The 22,643-nt window shown below is 39.1% G+C and carries 26 protein-coding genes; 16 read left to right on the top strand and 10 right to left on the bottom strand.

Features of this window, described 5'->3' with window-relative positions:
• Nucleotides 1–101 precede the first annotated feature (101 nt).
• The 3 genes from B3P23_RS16830 (at nucleotide 102) to B3P23_RS16820 (ending at nucleotide 2,602) form a co-directional block, all read left to right on the top strand.
• On the top strand, nucleotides 102–599 hold the full coding sequence (locus B3P23_RS16830) for a hypothetical protein (protein WP_293928311.1): 498 nt from the start codon (nucleotides 102–104) through the stop codon (nucleotides 597–599).
• Between the two features lie 149 nt (nucleotides 600–748).
• Nucleotides 749–1,345 carry a hypothetical protein gene (locus B3P23_RS16825; RefSeq protein WP_293928309.1) on the top strand — a complete coding sequence of 199 codons (597 nt, stop codon included), beginning with the start codon at nucleotides 749–751 and terminating at the stop codon, nucleotides 1,343–1,345.
• 255 nt (nucleotides 1,346–1,600) lie between these two features.
• Nucleotides 1,601–2,602 carry a hypothetical protein gene (locus tag B3P23_RS16820; protein ID WP_293928307.1) on the top strand — a complete coding sequence of 334 codons (1,002 nt, stop codon included), beginning with the start codon at nucleotides 1,601–1,603 and terminating at the stop codon, nucleotides 2,600–2,602.
• Nucleotides 2,603–2,680: 78 nt separating this feature from the next.
• Here the strand turns inward: B3P23_RS16820 and B3P23_RS16815 are convergent, their stop codons facing one another.
• Both B3P23_RS16815 and B3P23_RS16810 read right to left on the bottom strand, forming a co-directional pair.
• Complete coding sequence (locus B3P23_RS16815; RefSeq protein WP_293928305.1) at nucleotides 2,681–3,418, bottom strand: metallophosphoesterase family protein; 738 nt, start codon at nucleotides 3,416–3,418, stop codon at nucleotides 2,681–2,683.
• 3 nt (nucleotides 3,419–3,421) lie between these two features.
• The gene (locus B3P23_RS16810) at nucleotides 3,422–4,165 is read right to left on the bottom strand and encodes a nucleotidyltransferase domain-containing protein (protein ID WP_293928303.1); all 744 of its coding nucleotides are present in this window, start codon (nucleotides 4,163–4,165) and stop codon (nucleotides 3,422–3,424) included.
• A gap of 269 nt (nucleotides 4,166–4,434) precedes the next feature.
• On the opposite strand from B3P23_RS16810, the gene B3P23_RS16805 reads away from it, so the two are divergent.
• Nucleotides 4,435–5,259 carry a hypothetical protein gene (locus B3P23_RS16805; RefSeq protein WP_293928301.1) on the top strand — a complete coding sequence of 275 codons (825 nt, stop codon included), beginning with the start codon at nucleotides 4,435–4,437 and terminating at the stop codon, nucleotides 5,257–5,259.
• 362 nt (nucleotides 5,260–5,621) lie between these two features.
• Here B3P23_RS16805 and B3P23_RS16800 read toward each other — a convergent pair whose 3' ends face one another.
• The 4 genes from B3P23_RS16800 to B3P23_RS16785 all read right to left on the bottom strand — a co-directional run bounded on the left by B3P23_RS16800 (nucleotide 5,622) and on the right by B3P23_RS16785 (nucleotide 7,802).
• Nucleotides 5,622–6,011, bottom strand: a complete 390-nt coding sequence (locus B3P23_RS16800) for a RidA family protein (protein ID WP_293928299.1) — start codon at nucleotides 6,009–6,011, stop codon at nucleotides 5,622–5,624.
• Nucleotides 6,012–6,094: 83 nt separating this feature from the next.
• Complete coding sequence (locus B3P23_RS16795) at nucleotides 6,095–6,664, bottom strand: Crp/Fnr family transcriptional regulator (protein ID WP_293928297.1); 570 nt, start codon at nucleotides 6,662–6,664, stop codon at nucleotides 6,095–6,097.
• 33 nt (nucleotides 6,665–6,697) lie between these two features.
• The gene (locus B3P23_RS16790) at nucleotides 6,698–6,922 is read right to left on the bottom strand and encodes a hypothetical protein (RefSeq protein WP_293928295.1); all 225 of its coding nucleotides are present in this window, start codon (nucleotides 6,920–6,922) and stop codon (nucleotides 6,698–6,700) included.
• A gap of 16 nt (nucleotides 6,923–6,938) precedes the next feature.
• Nucleotides 6,939–7,802: an OmpA family protein gene (locus B3P23_RS16785; protein ID WP_293928293.1), complete on the bottom strand. Its 864-nt coding sequence runs from the start codon at nucleotides 7,800–7,802 to the stop codon at nucleotides 6,939–6,941.
• A 946-nt stretch (nucleotides 7,803–8,748) separates the two neighbouring features.
• On the opposite strand from B3P23_RS16785, the gene B3P23_RS16780 reads away from it, so the two are divergent.
• The 3 genes from B3P23_RS16780 (at nucleotide 8,749) to B3P23_RS21500 (ending at nucleotide 10,523) form a co-directional block, all read left to right on the top strand.
• Nucleotides 8,749–9,579 (top strand): SMI1/KNR4 family protein, encoded by an 831-nt coding sequence (locus B3P23_RS16780; protein WP_293928291.1) that lies wholly within the window; start codon nucleotides 8,749–8,751, stop codon nucleotides 9,577–9,579.
• Between the two features lie 227 nt (nucleotides 9,580–9,806).
• Nucleotides 9,807–10,334 carry a hypothetical protein gene (locus B3P23_RS16775; RefSeq protein WP_293928289.1) on the top strand — a complete coding sequence of 176 codons (528 nt, stop codon included), beginning with the start codon at nucleotides 9,807–9,809 and terminating at the stop codon, nucleotides 10,332–10,334.
• Between the two features lie 87 nt (nucleotides 10,335–10,421).
• Nucleotides 10,422–10,523 (top strand): NAD(+)--rifampin ADP-ribosyltransferase, encoded by a 102-nt coding sequence (locus tag B3P23_RS21500; RefSeq protein WP_414713156.1) that lies wholly within the window; start codon nucleotides 10,422–10,424, stop codon nucleotides 10,521–10,523.
• A 7-nt stretch (nucleotides 10,524–10,530) separates the two neighbouring features.
• Here the strand turns inward: B3P23_RS21500 and B3P23_RS16770 are convergent, their stop codons facing one another.
• Nucleotides 10,531–10,854, bottom strand: a complete 324-nt coding sequence (locus B3P23_RS16770; protein WP_293928287.1) for a winged helix-turn-helix transcriptional regulator — start codon at nucleotides 10,852–10,854, stop codon at nucleotides 10,531–10,533.
• A gap of 443 nt (nucleotides 10,855–11,297) precedes the next feature.
• Here B3P23_RS16770 and B3P23_RS16765 point away from each other — a divergent pair, with 443 nt between their 5' ends.
• From B3P23_RS16765 to B3P23_RS16735, 7 genes are all read left to right on the top strand, one after another.
• The gene (locus B3P23_RS16765; protein ID WP_293928285.1) at nucleotides 11,298–12,356 is read left to right on the top strand and encodes an ankyrin repeat domain-containing protein; all 1,059 of its coding nucleotides are present in this window, start codon (nucleotides 11,298–11,300) and stop codon (nucleotides 12,354–12,356) included.
• A gap of 201 nt (nucleotides 12,357–12,557) precedes the next feature.
• Entirely contained in the window at nucleotides 12,558–13,352 is a 795-nt protein-coding gene (locus B3P23_RS16760; RefSeq protein ID WP_293928283.1) for an SDR family oxidoreductase, read from the top strand.
• A gap of 22 nt (nucleotides 13,353–13,374) precedes the next feature.
• On the top strand, nucleotides 13,375–13,692 hold the full coding sequence (locus tag B3P23_RS16755; protein ID WP_293928279.1) for a nuclear transport factor 2 family protein: 318 nt from the start codon (nucleotides 13,375–13,377) through the stop codon (nucleotides 13,690–13,692).
• Between the two features lie 340 nt (nucleotides 13,693–14,032).
• Nucleotides 14,033–14,653: a hypothetical protein gene (locus B3P23_RS16750; protein WP_293928276.1), complete on the top strand. Its 621-nt coding sequence runs from the start codon at nucleotides 14,033–14,035 to the stop codon at nucleotides 14,651–14,653.
• 191 nt (nucleotides 14,654–14,844) lie between these two features.
• Entirely contained in the window at nucleotides 14,845–15,846 is a 1,002-nt protein-coding gene (locus B3P23_RS16745; RefSeq protein ID WP_293928273.1) for an alpha/beta hydrolase family protein, read from the top strand.
• A 359-nt stretch (nucleotides 15,847–16,205) separates the two neighbouring features.
• Nucleotides 16,206–16,745 (top strand): DinB family protein, encoded by a 540-nt coding sequence (locus B3P23_RS16740; protein WP_293928270.1) that lies wholly within the window; start codon nucleotides 16,206–16,208, stop codon nucleotides 16,743–16,745.
• Between the two features lie 225 nt (nucleotides 16,746–16,970).
• On the top strand, nucleotides 16,971–17,576 hold the full coding sequence (locus B3P23_RS16735; protein WP_293928267.1) for a DNA alkylation repair protein: 606 nt from the start codon (nucleotides 16,971–16,973) through the stop codon (nucleotides 17,574–17,576).
• A gap of 130 nt (nucleotides 17,577–17,706) precedes the next feature.
• On the opposite strand, the gene B3P23_RS16730 is transcribed toward B3P23_RS16735, so the two are convergent.
• Complete coding sequence (locus B3P23_RS16730; protein WP_293928264.1) at nucleotides 17,707–18,972, bottom strand: RNA polymerase sigma factor; 1,266 nt, start codon at nucleotides 18,970–18,972, stop codon at nucleotides 17,707–17,709.
• Nucleotides 18,965–19,309 (bottom strand): YciI family protein, encoded by a 345-nt coding sequence (locus B3P23_RS16725; RefSeq protein WP_094772063.1) that lies wholly within the window; start codon nucleotides 19,307–19,309, stop codon nucleotides 18,965–18,967. The genes B3P23_RS16730 and B3P23_RS16725 overlap by 8 nt, the downstream gene beginning before the upstream one ends.
• 736 nt (nucleotides 19,310–20,045) lie before the next feature.
• Here B3P23_RS16725 and B3P23_RS16720 point away from each other — a divergent pair.
• The gene (locus B3P23_RS16720; RefSeq protein ID WP_293928261.1) at nucleotides 20,046–20,633 is read left to right on the top strand and encodes a Crp/Fnr family transcriptional regulator; all 588 of its coding nucleotides are present in this window, start codon (nucleotides 20,046–20,048) and stop codon (nucleotides 20,631–20,633) included.
• Nucleotides 20,634–20,687: 54 nt separating this feature from the next.
• The gene (locus tag B3P23_RS16715) at nucleotides 20,688–21,371 is read left to right on the top strand and encodes an MBL fold metallo-hydrolase (RefSeq protein WP_293928258.1); all 684 of its coding nucleotides are present in this window, start codon (nucleotides 20,688–20,690) and stop codon (nucleotides 21,369–21,371) included.
• A gap of 63 nt (nucleotides 21,372–21,434) precedes the next feature.
• Here the strand turns inward: B3P23_RS16715 and B3P23_RS16710 are convergent, their stop codons facing one another.
• Nucleotides 21,435–21,992 carry an AAA family ATPase gene (locus tag B3P23_RS16710; RefSeq protein WP_293928255.1) on the bottom strand — a complete coding sequence of 186 codons (558 nt, stop codon included), beginning with the start codon at nucleotides 21,990–21,992 and terminating at the stop codon, nucleotides 21,435–21,437.
• Nucleotides 21,993–22,643: the final 651 nt, after the last annotated feature.

The raw sequence follows: 22,643 nt of genomic DNA, 5'->3' as shown, positions 1-22,643 counted from the left end.
AAATGCAGCAACGGAGTCGGTAAAAAATAATGGCAAGCCCTATTCGATAAATGCGGATTTTATTAAATTATCTGTTATCTTGACGTGTAATCGAAAATAGTATGATTAAAAAATATCTTGGAAACTGTTTTATCTTGATTTTACCGATACTGATCTGGAATATCCTATTGACGGATCATTTGCCACCAGCATATCAGCCTGAAGTATTTTCAAAAGATATTCCTTCTTTCCTCATGTATGGGGAACAGATTTCAAGAATTATCATCTTTCTGTTGGCATTTTTGATGCCTCTCCATATCTCTAGAAGCAACAAAGGCCAAATGCTTGGTCTCTACATCTACACCGTAGGTGTGCTGCTCTATTTTGCTTCATGGATCATGTTGATTGGCTTGCCCAATAGTGCATGGAGCAACAGCATGGTCGGTTTTTCCGCTCCTGCCATTACTCCTGCATTATGGTTAGCCGGAATCGGCCTGATCGGAAATTCGTTTTATTTTAATTTACCCTTCAGACGTTGGCCATTTATGTTCATATCGGCTATCTTTTTGTTTTTTCATATCAGTCATACCATAGGGGTGTACTATACCATTCACTCCTGATCATGCAACGATCAGACGGGATAGGTGAAACTAATTTTTTGCCAAATGACAAATATTTATATTTTTGTCGTTCCCAATTGGATTTTTAATGATTGACATGATTAATCCAGCACCAAAGGTAGAATTGAAAAATTTAAGAGATGATGTATATGAAAAAAATATTCAGTATGGCCGTACTTGTACTGCTTACGCAGTTGAGTTTCGCTCAATATTTTAAGCTCACGGACAAGGGTTTTGTATCCAATGAGAATCATGATTTTGCGGTTGTAGAGGTGCCGAACGTCAAACAAATGGATTTGTACAAGAACGTACTTAATGCCATTAACTCGCTGTACAGCAATCCTCAAAAAGGCCTCAGTGTGCTGGAAGGTGAAAGTATCACGCTAACGGCATATGAAGAAAAAGCACTTCCTGTGAGGCATGGAGGTAGTGGTTTTGGAAAAACGAATTATAAATATGACCTGTCGTATACTTTGTCCTTTCTGTTTAAAGATGGTAAAATCCGGATGAACAGCCCTACTTTTGAACTGAGAAGATGGTATGAAGGAACTTTCAGAGCTGGAAGCGGATGGGGAAATAGTGGTTGGACCACGTTAAATCTGGTCAAAGGAAAGAAGGATAGAGTGGCTATTTATGACCAAAATGGTAAATTGATTTTAGAGGATGCCGCCAATGGATTGAACACTCATCTGAATGCTCTCTTAAAACAGATCATAGATAAATCGAATACGATCAACAATTGGTAAACATGAGTTTAATATAGCTAGCATAAAAAACAGCGTTTTCGATAGGAAGGCGCTTTTTTTTTGGTATAGCATCGGTCTACTAGAATGCTTGAGTGATAGGAGAAATAAGCTCCATCATAACGCTTGATTATTGAGTATTAGGTAGGATGGACCAATAAAGTTCAATACATATTTGTTCGGTTAGTCAATTTTCTTCTTAACCACTTGTATTTTATATTTCAAATGATCATTTTTGAAGCATTATAAAAGCTAAAAATGAAAAGAATACTAGCCATTGCTTTTGTTAGCACTTTACTCGTGCAGGTACATGCACAAAAAAGAGTACGGGACTTCTCACTTGCTCCACCGACGGGCACTGTTGAAACAAGTCTTTACCAACATATCGATGTTATTGACGGCCGGGACTTCAAGGAAAATCTAGGGATAATTCAGGTCGGCGCGCTCAATGCCAAAGCGCAGGTGATACCAGAAATACCCCTTGAAAAGCAAATCCAGCAACAGCTTGGTCTTTTGGTACAGGGGAGGACAGGAGATGGAACGCTCGTTCTTCTCATCAAAAAATTTGCGGTGGCAGAGCTTACAGGTGCTTTTTCGGAATCGGGATTTTTTGATTTTAGAGCCGAACTATTTGTGAAAGACCAATTTAATTCTTATCAAAAATTAGCCAGCATTGACACCTCACATGTCAACAAGGGCATGGATGTAACGAAGGGTCTGCTCAGACATGCCAGCTGGATTGTTACCGATTTTTTGAAAGATAATTTAAATAAACTGCCGAGCGATACGACGCGATATAATATCGCTCAAATTAGTGATTTTGAAAATATGGAGAAAGCGAAAACACCGCTTTACCAGAATGCTGTATTAAAGGATGGGATATATACCGATTATAGGCATTTTAAAAATCAGATGCCGGATGGAGAGGCTACTCTTAAGGATCAGGATGCTGCCAAAGGTTTTTATACCTTGGATGCTAAGGGTAAATTGAAACGCATTAAGGCAAACTCCTGCTATGCTGTTGTCGTCAATGGAATGGCTTATATCTCGAGTGAAAATAATTTTTACCCGCTTTTCAGGGAAGGTCATGATTTCTTTTTTCAGGGACCTAGCAGGGCAACAGCCTCTGCCACAAATGTGGTTGCGGCATCCGTGATGTTCGGAGCATTAGGTGCAGTTTTAGCATCCAATAACGTGGAATATTACTTAACTAAGATTGATTTCTATAACGGTAGCTTTATCAAAATATCAAAATTGTAAGGTCAATAGCCAGAAACTCCAAACGAATTGGCCAGCGTGATATGTGCTGGCCTACTACCTGTTTTGATGAGGGATATATTATACCTCAACGAGCAGATAGGACTGCCCATCTCGCTCTCGTTTTAATACTGGAAGAGCGACATTGTAGACCGGAATCTCACTTGTCGTGTGACCGCTGAGCGTGCCGCCATGTGCATGTCCATGAAAGGCAATAGCTACCTGCCTTCTGGTCAGGGGTTCTGCCAGATGTGAGGAACCTAAAAATGGAAACAATTGCTCGGGTTCGCCCACTACGGTATCTTTAATCGGTGCATAATGCAGTAATACCGCTTTGGGTAAATGGGGGTAATCCTGTTCCAGGCGGGTCAGTGCACGGTCAAGTTGCAAAGATTCATTGACAGCTTCATGAACAAACTCTTTCATCATATCTTCCCCGAAAATAGACAGCATATATTGATCAAATCCTCCACCAAATCCTTTTACTCCTGCAAAAGCAACATCTGCTAACACAATGGATTCGCCATCTAAGATCGTCATATGATGATCGGTCAATATTTGCTTAATGATCTTTTGCCTACCTTTTTCGTAATCGTGATTGCCCAATACACCAACCACCGGGATGCGAAGTGCCTTTAACTCTTCACCGAGTACAACAGCTTCTTCTTCATCACCCGTATCGGTCAGATCACCGCATATCGCCAGTACATCGGCGGTTTCATTTAATTCTTCAAAGATATCGCGCAACTTGCCTTTGTCTGAAATCCGAATATGGATATCCGCCATGGCGGCAATTTTTGTTTTTTTTCTTTCTTCCATCAATTATATAGTCGTTATGGTATATGATTTATAATTCCATTCCTTGACATCGACTTCATATTGGGTCTGGTCGATGAGCGGTCCTCTGCATACTTTTTCGACAGGAGATGGGAGGTCATATTGCTCTGCAGCTCTTTTCATCAATTCGTCGAACAACCATTGCGGGATGATCTCCCGATAGTCGGCAGGATACACAAATTGAAAAATAAGTAACTGCGCCAGCAGCAGATGCCAATGGGGATCTAAGCGTTTTATAAGCAATTCCCAATCCACACTTTTTCCATATTTAAGCAAAATATGGTTGATGTCTGCACTGTCGTGGCGCTCTCTGTTTTGTACATAAATTTTGCACCAAATGAGTTCTTCTACAGGAATAAACTGGACGGGTAGGTCAGCAAAATGACCACTGGGAGCACGTTCATACCAACTGTCATCCACAGTGCAGATATTGTTGACCGTATCGAATATAATATCGATAAAATAATCTCCATGAAATACTTTTGCAAGCCATCTCACATCCGTTAACTCCGTCTGATAGCCTTTTTCAGCAAAGTGCTTCAGTATTTTAGGGTATTCACTGCTCTTGCAGAAGATATCCAAATCTTTGGTGTCCCGAAAGATGCCTGTATAGTGGAACATAGCAAATGCTCCGCCTAACATAAATTGACAATCGCATTCTTGCAACAGCAGTATGGCATCCTTATAAAAATCTCCCGATTCTTTTTTTTCTTTATCCGTTGTGAGCATATTCTATCGTTAATACTAAAGTTCGTCTTGGTATAACAATTTCATAGCCGTATTAGTTTGGTATAGGGCTAGCGCTGGCTAGCTGATCGATCAAGCTGCGTTGAGTTCGTTGCGGAAAAAGTGGTTGTCATAGGGCTTTTATTGATAATAGGGGTAATGCCATCGTAAATGGATCGTATTTAACAATTCTTTTTAAAAAATAGAGTACTTTTAATATCGTTTAGGAAAAGAGCATGTAATAAAAAATAAAACACCATTCATATACGACGATGAGCATAGTAAAAATACCGAAAAAATTGCGAGACATTTTGGACACGTTAAGAAGTGGGCAAATTGAAATTGGTCTTCAACAATTGGCGCATATAAAAGGCTTTGAACCTCAGAAAGCTATTGTATATGCAGAGATAAACTATTTCAATAGCAACGACGAAAATGCGATGGCAAACGATGAAAATGCTTTGCCCTTTGACGAGCAGTGGTATGCGGGAAATATTTTGTGTGAACACTTTTTTGCTTATTCCCATGCAGCGATCAGAGGTGGCCATATTTCGAGAGCTGCAACGTTTTACCACAATTTCTTGACGGAGAAAGAAAAATTAAATTTACCTGAGCATCGCATCCATTTTTATAGGCATCAAATTAACAATCATTTAGCGAAACTGAATGGAGAAAAAGATTTGACCATAGACAACAAACCGCTGCAAGTGGTGAAAGAAGGGAAATCAGTTGATGAATTTAGGGCACAATTAAAGCAGTATCGTCCAAAATTGACATTTGAGAGTGAGGAGGGAGCCGAATATCTGCTCCAATTTATGTTGGAGACCGGAAATACGGACGAAAGCCTTGCTTATTATGAAAAGTTTGCAGATAAAATAGTCAGCGAAACAATCCATATACAGGCTGCACGGCTTTTATATGTGACAGGACAGATCGATCAAGCTCAGCAAGCAATGATGCGGTTTGTAAAAAACTGGTATCCTGTTGAATACATTCAAATCACTCCGATGGTCTTATTCAGCTATGAAGACTTGTACCCGCTGTTGACTGCAGCATGGAAGCAGGAAATTTTACATACACCGAAAGGAAAACCATAAAGCTGGATAGGAATTGATGGATACTGCGATAGCAGGATCATCGCCATATGATCAGCCTTGTGTTGGAATTTTCCATCTTTTTTTGGAAAATTTGAAATAAAATGGGGTTTATGTACTGATGTGGAACGATCAATAATTGGTAATCAGTTTGATTGAACTTGTCTTTCCCTGTTGCGATATTGAAAAAGGGGAATGATCCGTCTTTCCCCGGCCATTTGATTGCTGGAACAGTCTAGTTATTGGAGACAACAGGAATATCAGTAAAAAAAAAGACCTTTCATCATTTCTTGATGATCGGTCTTTTTTGCTTTGTACACATCGTAATATGCTACTGCTGTGTGATGTAGATCGTTAGTGATAAATTATTTAACGACTGTAGCTTCCATCTCAACTTGAAGGGTTTCAAATAGTTTTGGTACTTCCAGTACGGTACTGGTCTGCTGAATTTTGTGCTGACTGATCCATGCTTGGAAAACATCAAAATTGTTAAATAATGCTTCAGAATCTGTGGTATAAATATTCAGCCTAACGATATTCGAGAGATCGAAGTGAGCTTGCTGTATTACTTTTTCAAGATTTTTTAAGGTTATTTCCAATTGGGTGCGCATATTTTCAGCACTGGAGATTCCATGTTCGTCGATTGCGGTCTGTCCGGATACATACAGCGTACTTTCCACATGCTTCACTTCAACAGCCTGTACATAACTTCGGGCATCTTGCCAAGTCCAAGGGTTAATGATCTTTTTTTCCATTTTATTGTTTTATTAAAGTATGGTACAAAGATCATGATGTACCTGTAGAAGACGGTGTGACAAATATCACTTTTTCAAAAGCATTATAAAATACGGCTTAATGTTTCTCGGGATACACCTAGATAGGATGCCAACATCGATTTTGGGATACGTTGAATCAAGGCGGGATGGTTGGTGATCATGTGCTCATATCTTTGCTTGGCACTAGAAGTAAGAAATAATAAGATACGTTGTTGCGAACCTATATGTCCTGCAATAGATTTTTTAAGAAAAAAGTGTTTCATTTTTTCACTAGTCGCGCATAACTTCTCAAAATGATCTAAGGTGAGGCACAGCATTTTGGTGTTTTCCATACATTTTAACGCTAATGTTGCTCTGCCCTTGGCGTAAAAGGCGACGAAATCTGTTTCCCACCAGCCCTCCATGGCAAAAGAAATGAGATGTTGCTTGGCATCCCGATCGGTGTAGCTCAGCACGACTAAACCTGACAGTACGAAATAGACATGCTTAACGGGCTGGCCTTCTTCAAAGATCAGTTCATTTTTCTTGAATTCCTGAAAGGTGAAATGATCAAATATCGAAGACATCTCATCATCAGTAAGGCTGATCATTTTTTCAATATGCGTCCTCAATCTATCTTTTATATCATTCATCTGAGAGGCTAAAATTTAAAAGTCTGTTGCAAGTTATGCATCGGATGCCAAGTTATAAAATGATGCGCTGTTTTTACAGGAATTTTTCTCAATAGCTGCTCGATCTGCAGACATTAGTGCAGCAATGAATAAAGCCTGTAAACAAGAAAAAGCTAATCCTGCGATTAGCTTTTTCGTTTGAGATCCTGTCCAGATATGCACATATGAATTCCAGATCGGGCGGATCTTGTAAAAAGTATGTTCATGCTTGTGAAGCACCGCTTTCCTTATCTATTTAGTCCAGACTTGTTTCTGGCGCTTTACCAATAAGTTCCATAAACTGGTCTAACTTAGGGGTAATGATAATTTGAGTTCTTCTATTTCTTGCTTTTCCTGCCTCGGTATCATTGGGTGCGATGGTATTATATTCGCCACGTCCACCAGCGGTTAAACGTTTTGGATCGACTCCATAGGTGTTTTGCAAAGCCATCACGACTGATGAAGCTCTTAAAGCACTTAAATCCCAGTTATTGCGGATATTGGGCATGCTGATCGGCACATTGTCCGTATTTCCTTCTATCAGTACATCATAACTGCTGTAGTCCTTGATAATCTTAGCGATCTTAGATAATGTTTCACCTGCTTGGTCCGAAATTTCATAGCTTCCAGATTTGTACAGCATATTGTCCGCAAGTGATACATATACAACTCCTTTTAGTACTTGAATATCCACATCCCGCATTTCTTCTCTGCTCAGGGAACGGGTGAGGTTGTTGGTCAAAACTAAATTGAGCGAATCACTTTTGTTTTTACTGTTGACAAGCTGTTGAATGTATTTATTGGACGAATTGATTTCATCCACAAGCTTTGAAATATTCACATTGCCTTGATTGCTGGAATTGAGACAGTTGTTCAAAGCGGTCTGTAAAGCGGCAACATTTGCTTTTTCAGAAGCAATCTGTTCGTCAAGACTCTTGATTCTGATTTTAGAGCCATTTAAATCACTCTCGGTTGTCTGCAAGCGACTATTGAGGTCTTGATTACTTTGTTGTAGTTGCGTGTAACTTGCTTGTAGTGCAGCAAATTTTTTATTACTCGTACAACTTGATCCTAAAGTGGCTACCGCTAGGAGAGCGTAAATAAATAATGGATGTTTCATAGATATAAAATTACAAGTTAATGATCGATACACTGCTAGGAGAAGTAAAAAAAAGACTGATTCTTTTCTTTCTCTTCAATGGCCTGACCGTGGGCAAAACACCAAAATGTGAGCCGCACAGACTCACCATCTGCTGTTATACATCATATCATGATAAACGACAAAAATCGTTTCTTATTTTAAAAAACAAACGATTTGTCGTAAATGTTTTATTTTGATCTGGCTTTGATTTGCTCAGTCAGCTTATAGGATTGACTCGATTTCAATTAAAAAGTTTATTTTAACCATTTTTGAACAGAAGCAGCCTACCTTGACATCCACGAACTGCGTTAAGGCAGTTGATCAATTACGCTTGTTTTATAAGTCCTTATTGCTATTCATTGGAAGATTGCTCTTCACAGGAATGCCGGACAGGGTGCAGATCATCTGTCTGCTCGTTTGCTGAGATCTCTTGAGCGAAGATGAAAAAACTCAAAGTATTGATTGTTAACAGATCAACGACGGACATAGAGGTAAAATCTACCGATAAATTATTGATTTTTTAATTTTTTATACAGAACTTTGGGCAAAGTTTAATGATAGATATGATGAAAAGAACAACACTTCTATTTGCCTCCGTTTAAAGTATGTAAAAGATGTCATGGATCTTAACCATGCCCATGACACACTGTTACCTATTTTATAATATCAGATTTGAAATTTGCATACCAATTTGCAACCATCTGGACTTTGCGGGTGATTTTTGACGAAGTACAATGAATAAAAAAATTTAATCAAATAATTTCAGAACAAGTGAAACTATTAGTAAACCAAATTGGTTTTAATAATAGGGCATGTATTCTATAAACAAATTGATGATTGGACTTTTGCTGTGAACGTCCAATAGAGTTATGGATGCACTTCCGCCCAAATTCATAAGTATAAACCTATCTTAATGCGTAATAATATGAAAAATAGTGAATTAAAAAACATTTGGAGTGTACCAAGATACCTACCTTATGTTCAGCCTGCGTTGACTCCTGAGATTTTGGAACAAGCGGAGAAGCAAATTGGATACAAACTTCCTGCGAAACTGATAGAAATTCTAAAAATTCAGAATGGCGGTTATATCCGTTATAAAATTGCGGAAACCCCTCAGGAACAGATCATGGGTATCGGACCTTATTTTCCTTCATTGACGGACTTTGATTGGACAGAATCTCAAGAATATGTGAGTTTTGAACTGGATGGACTTGTTCCGCTTGATGGAGATGGACATTGGTACATATGTTTGGATTATAGGGAAAATAAAGAGGAACCGCAAGTTGCGTGGATCGATATAGAGTGTGACCATCAGGAAAAAATAGCAAATTCTTTTGCTGAGTTTTTAGACTTGTTAACACTGGATGTCAATGAAGGGGATTTAGTGATCCAAACCGAACACTCCATAGAGGAAAATGCTAAACAGATCGAGCAGATCCTTGAAATAAAATTTGATGCACCTGAGCATTTTAACAGCGGATACGCGAGCTATCGAGGCAAATATAAAGATAGTTGGATCTGGTTGACTCCAAACCAAGTACCTGCTGGATTTGTAAGAGAAGATGACAAACGCTATCATGAACTGAAAGACAAAATGAGCTTTTCTGCTGTACAATATCTAGATATTCCTGAAAAAGATCTATTTCTTGTCCTTTCTGAAGAAGATTTAAATAGTGAAGTCATGGAAAGACTGGGAAACCACAATATGAAAATAAGACCCATTACTGAACTTTTGCAAAATAGCATGACGGGTTAAGTAGGTGCTCTTTCACCTATTGGATGGAACAGCTTTGACGGTATGCGCTTATGCAATTGGATAGCTATTGCGTCATTTAGCGTTCGGGCTAACGGTCGACAGACCATTGTCCGAACGCTGTATCGCAACGAATAGTTAAAAAAAGCTGATGAAAAAGACCTATTAATTGTTTTTTATTCTTACATTAAATAATCGGATACGATATCACTAACTCAAAATTTTGAATCATGGGGACACTACTATTAAGCGGAACGCTGCTCTTGTTACTTGCTTGCACAGGCCAAAGTAGCCCTGTGAAGCATCCATCTGAGGATGCTGTTGCTGCTGTTCTGCAAGAGCGAAAACAGTCTCACAAAACCGCTATCATTTTGGACGCTTTTCAGATTTTGGATAGCGATGGTGGATCTAAAAATTTTGTTTTACAGATGGATAAAGAAGGAAAGTGCTACCTGGGCGAAGAGTTTCTCGGCACGATCACCGCATCGGGGGAATTGAAATCTGACAAAGGGGAGATACTGGTTCATTTACGTGGAGATGAGCTGCTATCCGATGAAGGAAAAGTGATACTGCTGATTAAAGAAGATGGTACCATTGTCAATGGATCAGGTAAAGATATCACGTGGGGAGCTGATGGTAGACTCAAAAGTGATGAATTGGGTCTGAAGCTTGTTCCTGCAGACAGTAAAGCAAAAAGAGCTGCTTCGCTGCTGATGTATTCGTATTTTGGTTCTGCAAATGCAGAAGCTCAGCCATAACGTAAACCTCACTCGCTGTAAAAGGGAATAGCGCCAAATATAAACTGATGGCCAAAGAGCAAATAAACTTGCATATGGCAACGTCATTTGCCCAAAACCTATTTTTATGGTACAAAGGCTGACTTAAAAATTGGCGATCTCATTCAGGCGGGTTTTCGGTCGAATCAGGAAGATAGGCAATTCAAGTAGATGTATGTTATGGACATTCGGGTTGTAAGCGTTGCATAATGACCTTACGTAATTTTTCGGCATGTTCATCGCCCCAGTTTCCCAATGTAGAGATGACCGGAATGAGTGTTTTTCCAAATTCTGTTAAACTGTATTCGACTTTAGGTGGTACGATAGGATAGATTTTTTTGGTAATTAATTCATGTTCTTCAAGTTCCTTGAGTTGAATATTTAACACGCGCCTTGTAGCATCGGGTATTTTACGTTGCAGTTCACTGGGACGTTGATATCCTTCATGAATAAACCAGAGCAAGCGGATTTTCCATTTGCCATACAGGACTTCGCCAATCAAATCCAGACCGCAATTTAAGTTTGGTAAATTTTTTCTTTCATACATCGTACAAAGATAAACCTATGTTCCAAATGCTGCAATAGGGGAAAAATTTATCCCTATAAATCCGCTATTACAAACTGCACTTCAAGTTGTGATCATCGTGGCGCTCTGTTCCAGTACCTACAACAAAACCGTGGGCAATAGGCCGTTCTTATTTTGCGATCCAGATCGAAATTTGATCAACTTCTATATGTGTGTGCGTGAAGAAGCTAAAACTAAATTTGGATAACAAGTAAGCATATCAGCTAATCAGTATTTTGCGATAAGAGGACGAAAGAAAGTCATTGAACAGGTGTCATTTTAAAACTTTTATCTTAAATTTAGATGTGTACGATACTCAACAACTGGTATCGGCCCAAATCATTGGTGGCATATGTAATCGAATCCGAAACTAAAAGAAAATGGCAAAAAAGAAAAAAACACTTCCCAAGAATTTTGATGAGTTAATCAAGGAAAACAAGATTGAAAATCTTAAAAAAGTATTTGATACCTGTGAATTAGATGCAAGAGGTGGTTATGGAAAAGCAACGGCACTCAGCTTTTTTCATGTGCCTGATGAACTGGTTCGTTGGATGGTAGCAAGCGGAGCAGACATCGAAGCTGTGGACAGTTACAACCGTACAGCTCTTCACCAACATGCGATGACTCGAAGTGGCGATATCACGGTCTTTTTAGAACTTGGAGCAAATATACAGGCTGTGGATATCTATGGCGATACACCATTGCATTTTGCTGCGGGAAGTAGTTTTAATGTTTCATCTGTCAAAAAACTGGTTGATCATGGGGCTGACACCCAGGCTTTAAATGCGACTAAACAAACGCCGCTTGAAAGGGCATTATCTCGCGCAAGCAATATCGACTTGATCCCGTTGGTGGAAGTATCGCGTATATTGCTCCAAGCCAATACCGAAATAACGCAAAAGATGAGGGATGAAATTATTCGGATAGGTGAGAATTTTGAATTCCATCGTGAAAATTTTAATAAAGACTATCTGCAAGAAACAGACCATGCACTCAGCAATCTTTATGAGATGTATCAAGTTGTACCTGTTAAAAAGCGTATCATGCATGATGGCGTGGCACCAATAAGCGTAGGTGGTACAAATTGGAAAGAGCAATTTGAAGAATTGTGGGAGCTTTTAATTCCTGCTATGGGGAGTGCCCTAACAGTGCAAGGAGAGGTGGTCCGCATCGCTGGGAAAGTGCGTGATGAAATCTACCGAAATGGCGGGGGAAACTGGGACAAGGATTTTAAAAAAATGTTGGATGCATTTGACATACACGTATCTTCTGAACATGCTTTAGCTGCGAAAGAACTGGAAGAAGCCCGTATTCTTATCAAAGAAATTCGTAACACTGGATTTGCTGATGACCTTAATTTTTTGTGTGAACTTGCAACTAAGTGGGTACTTCTTAATCCGACTCCCATCTTGCTTAATAAGCCGAACTATACAAGATAAAATCGAAAACAACAGTTTTTAGAAACGATAGATCTATCCGATCTTAGCTTGAGTTTTGATAGAAATCTTTCCTACTTGAAACAAGTTGTCGGGATATTAAAAATACTGCAATAGGGGAAAAATTTATCCCTATATGAATCGTAACTCCGTACTTGTGAGATCTGTACATAAGACTGAACTTTGTCCTAAATATTTCAATATATGGGACAAGAATTTAATTTTAATCATGAATTGGAGGGCAAAATTGCCCTCGTAACAGGTGGCACAAAAGGAACGGGTAAAGCCATTGCAGAGCGACTTTCAAATGCGGGTGCCACTGTTGTCATTACAGCGAGAAATGCACCCGATACGTTGCATGATCATCTGTATTTTATTGCTGCTGAATTGAGTGAAGCCGAAGGAGCGAGACGCGTAGCAGAAGAAGTTTTAGCAACATTTGGGAGACTGGATATTCTGATCAATGCGCTCGGGGGTTCGGAAACCCAAGGTGGTGGTTTTGCTGTACTGACCGATCAGGACTGGGAGCAGACGATCCGAACGAATCTGCTTGCTCCTGTACGACTGGACAGGGCATTTTTACCACAAATGCTTGCGCAAAAAAGTGGTGTGATCATCCATATTGCATCCATTCAGGGAAGATTACCGTTATACGATTCTACTTTGCCTTATGCTGCAGCAAAAGCAGGGCTAATCAATTATAGTAAAGGTCTGTCAAAAGAAGTTTCGCCAAAAGGTGTACGGGTATTAACGGTTTCGCCGGGTTGGATCATGACGGAATCATCAACGAGAATGATGGAACGAATTGCGGCAAGTACAGCGATCACGATAGAACAGGCGACGCAAAGCGTGATGGACGCATTGGGGGGAATTCCAATAGGAAGACCGGCACAACCCGAAGAAATTGCTGAATTTGTTGGATTTTTGGTTTCGCCAAGAGCCCATTACCTGACTGGTACAGAATATATCATGGACGGAGGCACAATTCCCACGATTTAATAACATTTTAACTCATAAAAAGATGAATTTACCAAAAGTAGTAGCCGATCTCGTACAGGCACAGGACAACTTTGATTCTATTGCTTACGCGAATTGTTTCGCAGAATCAGCCGTAGTTTTTGACGAAGGAAAAACACATAACGGCAAAAAGGAAATAGAAAATTGGATAGAAAAAGCCAACAAAGAATATCAAAGTACGATGAAACCTCTTGCATATTCAGAAACTGACCAGACGTTGAAAGCTGAAATTGCAGGCAATTTTCCGGGAAGTCCGCTGATCTTGACTTATCACTGTGAATTTAAAGATGGGCTGATTCAATCTCTGAAAATTACCGGTTAATGGGATCATATATGTTCCATAACCGCTGATCTATTCAGGTTGATCATTGGTCATCATGATCTGGCCTCATGTGGAAAGGGGTATGTTAAGAAAGGCTTAGATTAATAAAAAATCCAAGCCTTTTTTTAAGATATCAATATGGAAGATTTGGTTATTTTTGGTTAAAGATAACCATTGACTTTAATGAGTCAATTGTGGTAAATTTGCTAATCAATAAGAAATAATGATGCAAATCACAAAATATACATGGGCTTACAGGAAAAAAGGGTATCATCCAGATCTTAAAAACTTATCTTCCAAAGCTTTTTGTAATTAAATAACCTCATCCTTTTTTTAAGCTATGTTTTATCATTTACAACAAATTAAATTTGTCCAATGGATCATTATCCATATCCGCTATCTTATTGCATTGGCATTTGTACCCTCTGGATTTACAAAATTAGTGGGCGAAAGGTTTACTCAATTGCCAACAACTGGTGCGATAGGTCAGTTTTTTGAGGTACTTTATCTTTCCGGGATTTATTATAATTTTCTTGGCCTGGCTCAAATCGTCACCGCAATCCTGCTGATGACACAGCGCTTTGCGTTGATCGGGACATTTTTCTTTCTGGCCATAACAACCAATATCTGGATGATCACCATTTCTCTGCATTTTACAGGTACCTGGATCATCACGAGTTTAATGATGGTTGCGGGTTTGATTTTACTGTATTGGGATAAAAATAGAATAGCTGAATTATATTCTGAAAATGATCTACCCAAAAAGAAGTATGCTCCGAAGGTATCAAAGCTTTGGGTCAATGCTGGTGTAATATACATAAGTACGCTTCTCGTACTCTGTTTTTTGGGCCCGCAGAAAGATCTGATATCTAAAAGCATCGATGTGATCGCAATATTGATCTTGGTCGGGACGACCGTGTATACCAATGTTGTTTTTTGGAAAAAAAAGAAGTCCGTATAATACCCTATTTACGGTTTACAGGAGTTAAAATCAAGATGAAAGAGGCTTTAAAAAGTACGGTGGACGAGGTACAGTCATCATACACTTGATTTCGTTAGGTGAAATGAGCGACTTAAGTGCCTTATATTGCACTAATCAGGACTACTATCTATTTGAATATGAAAATACTTATACTTAAAATTTATTAGAAGATGAATCGTACGTGGACTATTTTATTATTGAGCTTAATATCATTCTTTTGTCAAGGTCAGGTGTCAAATGTCGGTGAACAGACGATCAGTTATATTGACCATGCTCGAGAGCGCCCCATAAAGACTCAGATATGGTATCCAACAACTGACCAGGATCTAAAGGAGACAGCGTTACCGTTTGTATTACCTCCGACCATACAGAATGCGACTTTTATAAATAAGAAATATCCGTTGATCGTACTATCGCATGGCACAGGAGGAAACAGGCTGAGTTTAGCTTGGCTGGCCATTGAACTGGCAAAGAATGGATACATGGTTCTGGCACCGGATCATTGGGGAAATACTCTTGATCATAAAATTCCAGAATATTTTGTTCGCTATTGGGAAAGACCACTGGATCTGAGTTTTTTGATCTCTTCATTTTTACAGGACGAACGTTTTAACAGTTATGTGGACATTAATCGTATTGGTACGATAGGTTTTTCGTTGGGCGGCTATACAGCACTGGCGCTAGCAGGCATTCAATTGGACTGTGAGCTACTGAAACGTAACGCTCTATCCGAACAAGGCCACAAAGAATTCATTGTTCCGGAGCTTGGTGACCTGACAGCATTATTGACAAGGATACCTTGCACAGAAATACCCACTACTTTAAAAGATAGTCGATTTAAAGTGCATATAGCACTAGCTCCAGCGTTAGGGTTGGGACTTTTGGAACAGAAGTATCAGAAAATGCCTCCAGTATTAATAATCGGTGCACATGATGACCAAATCGCCCCGATAGAAACCAATGGAATCAGATACAGTAACGTTATTGGAGGTTCAAAATTTGTTAAGCTGCCTAGAAACACAGGGCATTACATTTTTTTGAATGAGGGGAACCCGCAGTTGCAAAAAGAAGCATCAACTTATTATCAAGATGATCGCAGCATCGATAGAAAATTGATCCATCAACAAATAGCGACCGAAATCATCCATTATCTTGCTAATCATCTGAGGTAGAATTGAAAGGACTGTTTATGGCTGTCTTTTGCAAGTTTCTGTGCTTTCAGTTCATGAATATAAGAAGGGGAGGACCATATACAAGTTGGCGATTTATGGAATGAATGTGTACGAATAGGCAAAAAAGGAGTAAGGTCGGATGAGCACCGATGGTGATCTATTTTTGCTATTTCAGAAACAAGTAATACAGGGAAAGAAGGCGAGTAGAAAGGTCGCGGTTAACGAGATAAAATTTGGAAATTATCGTGTTCAAAAGTTTTGATTTGCTTATCTTTATGAAGCGGTAGTACTGCATGGATTAGATTTGGTTTTATAAAATGGACTGCATGCTGATTCGGATTTTTTAACGACACTGAACAATGGCAACCGATGATGCTGGATGTATAATGGCAAACGATATGAACTTACAGACATTACAGGCCTTTGAAGAGGTCACGAATCAATTGGTAACCTTGCTAGGGGGTATGGATGAAACCTTAATCAATAAAAAACCGGCAGACGGAGGCTGGTCTCCTGGACAGATAGCAGACCATATACGCAAATCCTATGCCTCTGCAGAAACGATGGATGGGGCATCGGAATCTGGTGATCGGTCACCAAATGAGAAGATCGATATGATCAAGAAAATATTTACGGATGATACCATCCGCATGAAGTCGCCAGATGCTATTATACCAACGGAAAAACCAGTGGACAAAGAGAGATTGATGGCTGGTTTACAGAACAGAATAGAGCAGATGGCAGCTGTGATTCGGACAAAAGATCTTTCGGATATCTGTACAGATTATGCTATTCCACAATATGGACCTTTTACACGACTGGAATGGGCTTGGTTTAATATCTACCATACGGAGCGTCATATTCGGCAGCTGAAGAAAAGTGTAAAGGACTTTAATTAACGGGTGTGTCTTATTCTGATATAAAATGAAAAGTAAGAGCATGCTCCATGATTGTTTTAGCTTTATTTAGTTGCAATTCTTTATTTTTATTGCTTAAATACAAGCTCGACTGTTGTTTCAGGAAACAGTTTTGTGGTATTGCAACATAAGATATAAAGATAAAAATCAAGCTATTAAAAAACATCTATGCAAAGTTGTAATTTGCTCACGTAACATAAATTGAATATGGAGTCCTCTCTTGAAGCATTACTAAAAGTTGAACATGGTTTTAAGCCTTTCGAAGAAGAGGCAAAAAAAATAGTGACCACGCAGTCCAGAGCTGAGTCTAAAGAAATCGCCTTAGATCTATTAAAGAGCAAGTTTTACCAGTTACGTTGTTGCGCAATTTTTATCTTGGGTTTTATAGCTGCTCAGGATCCATCAGTTCTTGTGGTACTGAAAGAACGTGCACATGTGGACGATAGCTGGCAAGTTCAGGAGATTATTGCAAAAGCCTTCGATCAATACTGTGCAGATCATGGTTATGAAAATTCGCTCCCTGAAATTAAAGAATGGCTGAGCGATCAAAATCCAAATGTTTGTCGTGCTGTGACCGAAGGCTTGAGGATCTGGACAAGCCGCGCATACTTTAAAGAGCATCCTCAGGTGGCAATCGAATTAATTGCTCAGCACAAAGCAAGCGATAGCGAATATCTGCGTAAATCTGTCGGTAACGCTTTAAGGGATATCAGCAAAAAACATCCGGAATTAATTGAGAAAGAGATTTCGAGTTGGAATTTGAATACTACCACTATTGCGTACACATATGCGTATGTAAAAAAGAGACATTGAGCAGATATTAACCAGAAATATGACGGTCTCTATAACGGCTGCATGGTACAATCGGTTTGAATCTCCGATGCATGCATGACTGTTTTGGGTTCACCCAGTTTTACAATTAATCATTTGATTGCTTTAACCCTTAGCTTGCTGTACCCTTATTTTCTGCGGTTTGCAACAAGCGATCAATTTCTTGTCTGAGTGTCTCTTTTTCTATGTTGGATTTGGTCAAATCAATTGCCTTTGCATAATGTTGAATTGAAATAGGCATATCTATTTGAGCGTACAAATAACCCAATAATGCATGATAGTAGTTGTTCTCCGGAAGATTTAACTTTTTCACCTCCTCGATTGCCTTTTCGCTACCATAGACTTTAGCGTAAGCAAATGCCCGATTTAAGGCCGTAACTGGTGAGTATTCGATCAGGATAAGCCTATTATATAATTGTAAAATATGTTTCCATTTGTTCGTATCGGTGGAGGTTGTATGCCAATATGCTATAGCTGCCTCTAAGTGGTATTTTGAAACTTCTTCAGCGTTGCAGGCGTGGATTAAATAATAATTTCCCCTGTCGATGAGTGCCTGATCCCAGAGACTTTTGTCCTGTTTGTCAAAAAGGATGGCTTCGCCATTAGTACCAGTTCTTGCATCCAGTCTCGAACTCTGAAGACAGATCAAAGCCAGCAAGGCATTTACTTGCGGTGTATTGGTGAGTGGGTTTTCAGCTAAGACCAGCGTAAGCCGAGCGGCTTCTGAACACAGTTCTTTTCTGATGAGCTGATTGTGGGTTGTGGAAAAATAGCCTTCGTTGAAGAGCAAATACAATGTTTTTAGAACCGTGTCCAACCTCGCTTGTATATCATTTGCAGTTAAGTCTTGCATTTGAAAATGATTATTTCGTAAGTTGGTGCGTGCCCTTTGCAATCGCTTTTTAATGGTTTCTCTATTTGTCAAAAAGGCCTTGGCGATTTCCTCGACACTAAAACCACATAAAATCTGAAGTGCCAATGCGATCTGTGCTGCTGTAGAGTTTGTCGGATGACATACGGCAAAAATCATAGCCAATTGACTGTCGGCAATGATTTGATCATCAAATTCCAGAATCTTCTCTATCTCCATTGCTTGAGCAGTTACTGCACCTTTAATTCTGCTATCAAAAATAGATCTGTGCTTGAAATAATCTTTTAGTTTGTTTGCGGCCACGGTATATAGCCATGCGGTCGGATTATCGGGTACACCATGGACAGCCCAGTATTCAGATGCTTTTAGAAAGGTATCACTAGCAATATCTTCGGCAATTTCGATATGTGCCAATCCAAAATGACGGCAAAGGACAGCCGTCATTTTAGCATATTCCTGTCGGAATAAATGCGGTAAAAGTTCCGTATATGATTTTGGGTTAGTCACGTTTTATTACTTCTCGTACTTCAATGCTTCCGCCCACTTGATCAAAGATCGGGTTACTTTTTGCCATTTCTACTGCTTCATCAATGGTGTCTGCTTTTATGACAATGTAGCCACTGATAAATTCCTTGATTTCGGTGTAGGCACCATCTGTGATCACATTGTTTGGCTTTACAGTTTTAGCATTTCCTGCAAATGGTAAGAGCGTATTTCCCTTATCCACTAATTTGTTTTGTGAGGCAATACCTGCTAACCAATTCATTCTTTCCTGCATTTGTTCGGGTGATGGTTTGAAATCGGAAATGTCTTGTAGTCTGAAAATTAATGCAAATTCTTTCATCGTGCTAAAATTTTTAAATTAAATATACCTCAATGACGACCGAGTTCTCCGAATGGGGACAGCTTCTATGATTTTTTTTCTATTTGGTACTTTGTTGCTAAAACAGGAGTGAAGATCAATAAGTCACTCTTGAGTGCTATTCCTATCAATTGGTCTTATGAAAACAAATGTATAGAATCACAAAGAAAGTGGCAAATGTGTCTACATTCTTTCTGATCTCTCATGTCTTTAAAATTAAAGAAAGCTCATATTGCGATTAGCTTTACCTTCATGATCCCGCTGGGATTTAAGTAGTCCTGCCATCCCAAATTCTCTACCGTGAACAAGAAAGTTGGCTCAGTCCCCTAAATGCCCGCACACGATCATGAGCCTCTATTGGTTCGAAACTCGCCGACCCTGATATCATGACTGTACTATTGAGCTCTATGGGAGGTGCAATCCACTACCACGCTAATGATAGTTGACGAAGTATGGGAAAAGCGTCCACCAATTAAAGAATACGCCATCAGAGCGACAGATTTCTATTCTGAATATACAAACAAAAGCTGATGAAATAAAATGGAGTAACAGTCAGTAAATGGAAAGATCATGCCCTGTAATGTGCTAGTAAAGTGAACTAAAATAGCTATAGATGCAGCTTTTTGTGAATGTACAATAATTGTTAGATTTGGATGTTGGATTGGATATGTATCCATAGACGGTTAAAAGGAAAATGAAAGGACAAAAAGAGTGCGAAATGACTGACGTATTTGAAAATTACCTATCCTCAACAGGAGGACTATCGGCTGAGGAAATCAACTTTTCTATGCAGTTTTTCAAATCAATCCGCTTAAAAAAGGGTGATTTTTTTATTCGTGAGGATGAATCCTGCCGTCATATTGCATTTATCGCTAGTGGCGCTGTAAAGGCGTACGCGATCGATAAAGAAGGTAAGGAGAATATCACTTGCTTCAAGTTTGAAAATGAATTTGTGACCTCATTTCCGGAGTTCGTGGCGCAGGAAAAATCGAGAAGGAGTATCAGGACTATAGAAGATAGCGTGATCTATCGGATAGACTATTCGAGCTACCAGCATCTGCTTGGTGAGGTGACCGCCTGGAACGGGGTTATAAAATCGGTGATGGAGCGGGAGTATAACCAAAAGGAACGTTATCTGCTGAATTACAATAATAGGTCGGCTGTGGATAAATACCGCCATGTCCTGTCTAGCGAACCGATGCTCGTGCAGCGCATAGCGACGCAGGATCTGGCATCGTACCTGGGCATCACGCAGCGATCACTGACACGAGCGAAAGGACAAATACATAGACCCAATGTATTATAGGACAAATGTCCTTATGCAGTCCTGGTCAGCGGTGTAGATTTGCATAAAAAAACAATGTTACATCAAATTGCTCCCGAAGTTTTCCAGATTCCATTGATGCCACGAAACAGTATCAACTGTTATATTATCGAAGGTGTATTGGTCGACTCCGGAATAAGGAGTTCGTATACCACTGTAAAGAAAGCTCTTCAGAAAATCCCCGTTTATCAACATGTACTGACGCATGCGCATGCAGATCACCAAGGCTGTAGCGATCTGATATGCGCTGAGTTTGCGATACCCTTGCTCTGTCATCCCAGTGAAGTTTTTAGGACTGAAACGGGTATGGTAACCAACGACTATCCAACTCCGCAACATTGGGTAGCAAAGCTTCAACAAAAGTACTGGGCAGGTCAGGGGCATCAAGTGGAGCACACAATTTTTGAAAACGATAGGATCGGAAACTTTCGGGTAATAGAGACTCCCGGACATTCGGCAGGTCATATTTCTTTTTTCCGTGAGCGGGATGGTGTACTGATAATCGGGGATGCTGCGACAAATATGAACCTGCTCACCACAGCGACTGGTCTGCGCCTTCCTCCAAATATATTCACCTCCGATCAGCGGCTCAACATCAAATCGCTCCAGAAGTTAGCAAATCTAAATCCTGCTATCATCTGCTTCGGTCATGGACCGATCATGCGAAATACAGATCGGAAGTTTGAGCAATTTGTGGCTAAATGCAGCGCTTTTATTTAAAGTGAAGTCTAAAGCAATTTTAGCCTACTTTAAAATATCTACAGCTTTGCTCCTGAAACGTTTTTAAAGGATACTATTTATGGTGTTCAGTAAAAAGATTACTCTGTTTTCAACTGTATCTTTTGGGACTTCGATAATTTCGTAACCGTAATTTAAGTAAGTTTCCTTCATTATTGTAAAGGTCTGTACAGCCTCTTCCCAAGTTTGTTTTCGTTCACTATCTGGATGATAAATTTCTTCCCAAGGTGGAAGAATAAAAATCTTTTTATTGTAAAGTGAATTTTTCCCAATACTGTTCATTTCAGCTGAAATTTCAAGTCCTATCATATTAGCATAGCAAATTGTGTCCAAAATCCCACGGTCAAAAAAATAAGGCTGAGGATCATGCTGTGATACAGAGCTATAACTTATCACTGCAGCATCTAACATTAAATTCGTATAACGTTCTTTGTTTTTCCAAGGAAGTCCGTCTCCGTTATTATCTAATTCTTTTTTTATTATTTCTCTGGCATTTTCATGCAAAACATTATAATCATTTTTTGCCAATTCATTTACAAGTGTTGTCTTGCCAACACCTGGTCCCCCTGTAATTACGTAACAGTTATTCTTTCTTAAAATCATTTTTGTATAATGTTTGATATAGTTGATCCTAACTAGGTAGTGATTGCTAGGTTCAGCTGTCGGTTTGCAGATTAGCGATATTGGGTTTTATTACCAAAACTTTCTTAATAAGTACGACAGCCCTTTGAGTCTTCTTAGCAAAAGACATTTTAATAAACAACGAAATGCGCTGGAATTTGCACCTAGTGTTAAAATCAAAGTTTTTACAATACTCGAGGCTTTTAATATTCGACTCCCGGAATAAGGTACCTTGTTTTAATACTTCAGTTGCAAATATTATGTTATAAATATAACAATTTATAGCAAGAAATAAGAGTCAAATTTTTGCCTCTAAAGGCCAATTCATTAATTTCCCTGTCAATAATAAACTAAAAGAAAAGAACGCTAAAATTAGTTTTCATAATGATAACATTGAGGTTAAACAAAAATAGCTTTATAGTCAAATAAAATGTTCATTTGACAAACTGTTTGAACATCAATATGTTGATGCGAATTAGGGAATTTAACTTATAAAGATCGACGCACAGAATGACAAACATTTTATATGCGATTTCGTGCATATTTTGGTAAAACCCGAAAAAGTAATAACCCTGCTACCATTCACAAGGTTTTAGTTTTAATTGATATTGTTTCTTGTGATCCCGCTGGGAT

It is taken from the genome of Sphingobacterium sp. UBA6320, assembly GCF_002440335.1.
Taxonomy (GTDB): Bacteria; Bacteroidota; Bacteroidia; order Sphingobacteriales; family Sphingobacteriaceae; genus Sphingobacterium.
Note: the sequence above shows the minus strand (reverse complement) of the source record. Positions and strands in the feature narration are given on the sequence as shown.